At 59.9% G+C, this 1,757-nt stretch carries 1 protein-coding gene; it reads right to left on the bottom strand.

What is annotated here, in order from left to right; translation table 11 throughout:
- Positions 1-235: 235 nt before the first annotated feature.
- A complete protein-coding gene (locus tag R8O10_RS23785; RefSeq protein WP_001120888.1) occupies positions 236-1,729 on the bottom strand; it encodes an IS91-like element ISVsa3 family transposase in 1,494 nt (497 codons plus the stop codon).
- Positions 1,730-1,757 lie beyond the last annotated feature (28 nt).

The raw sequence follows: 1,757 nt of genomic DNA, 5'->3' as shown, positions 1-1,757 counted from the left end.
ACGTATAGGAAGAATAAACGCCCTTTTCACCCAAGTCCAACAGCTTTGGACCGCAGTTGACTCTTTCGACACCCCTGCGATGCAACCCAATCCGGCTGACGGGGAGCCAGCAACGCTGAAAATTTACCCTCCTCTTTCCCACTAGCGGCTCCTTTTCCGACAACCAGCACGGCGGATCCCTGCCGCGGCGCTGTGAACGCAGCATTTTGATTGGTATCGTTGGCCTTCAGGCTCGTCAGTCAAACAGACCCAGGAGCAGCTCAGCCGGTGGCGCCCGGCTTTCGGGTAACGCCCTGGTCCCGCTGGTTTCGGCTTTGTGCTTCAGGTGATCAAGGATCTGCTTGATCACTATAGGGTCTTCAATGCAGGCGATGACTTTCATGGCGCCGCCGCAGCCGCTGCAGGTCTCGATGTCGATATTGAAAACACGCTTGAGCCGTTGCGCCCATGTCATCGACGCTCGCCGTTGTGCTGGTGTTGCCGGTTCATCAGCCACCCTGACCTTGTTGCCCCTGCCCCGTTTTGCCGGCGTGACCAACGCCCGGTGCCGACTGTTGGGTGCGAACACCCCGTGGAAGCGGGTTAGGTTGACTCTGGGCTTCGGTACCAGGGCGGCCAGCCTTGCAATGAAATCCAATGGTTCGAAAATGACGTGCGTGGTGCCGTCCCGGTACGGCGTCTTGAGCTGGTAGCGCACGTTGCCGCCTCGTGTTAACGACAGCCGCTTCTCGGATACCGCCGGGCGGCTGATGTACCGGCACAGCCGTTCGAGCTTCTTGCGTTCATCGGCCCTGGCCGCCACGCCGGCGTGCAGGCTGGACCCGGCTACCTTGCCAATCCCGTCACCGAACGGATCACCACTGGTCGGCAGAGTTTGCAAAGTGAACACCTTTCGCCCCGCCTGTGAACCGACAGCGATACGGTAAGTGATCGAGTGCCCCAGCAGGGGTGTCATCGGGTCGTCATCCACCGCATCCGAGGCCAGATAGCTGTTTTCGACATCCCGTTCCAGCAGGCCTTGCCGTTCCAGATAGCGACCCACCCGGTGGGCGATGGTGTGCGTCAGCTGGGTGAGCTCTGGGCTGGTCGGCGCCTTGACCCAGCGGAAACGCGCTGAGCCGTGGGATTGCTCGACATACACACCGTCGAGAAACAGCATGTGGAAGTGAACATTCAGATTGAGCGCCGATCCAAAACGCTGGATCAGGGTGACCGCGCCCGTCTTGGCCACTTGGTGGGTATGGCCCGCTTTCTTGACCAGGTGCGTGGCAATGACGCGGTAAACGATGCCCAGCACCCACCCCATGATCTCGGGCCGGCTGGCAAACAGGAAACGCAGCTGAAACGGGAAGCTCAACACCCACTGACGCATGGGTTGTTCAGGCAGTACTTCATCAACCAGCAAGGCGGCACTTTCGGCCATCCGCCGCGCCCCACAGCTCGGGCAGAAACCGCGACGCTTACAGCTGAAAGCGACCAGGTGCTCGGCGTGGCAAGACTCGCAGCGAACCCGTAGAAAGCCATGCTCCAGCCGCCCGCATTGGAGAAATTCTTCAAATTCCCGTTGCACATAGCCCGGCAATTCCTTTCCCTGCTCTGCCATAAGCGCAGCGAATGCCGGGTAATACTCGTCAACGATCTGATAGAGAAGGGTTTGCTCGGGTCGGTGGCTCTGGTAACGACCAGTATCCCGATCCCGGCTGGCCGTCCTGGCCGCCACATGAGGCATGTTCCGCGTCCTTGCAATACTGTGTTTA

This window comes from Vibrio sp. 1727 (assembly GCF_033344415.1).
Classification (GTDB): Bacteria; Pseudomonadota; Gammaproteobacteria; order Enterobacterales; family Vibrionaceae; genus Vibrio; species Vibrio alginolyticus.
Note: the sequence above shows the minus strand (reverse complement) of the source record. Positions and strands in the feature narration are given on the sequence as shown.

What these genes read in the sequence shown, in the direction of transcription:
- R8O10_RS23785 (WP_001120888.1), bottom strand. Translation starts at nt 1,729, where the DNA reads ATGCCTCATGTGGCGGCCAGGACGGCCAGCCGGGATCGGGATACTGGT.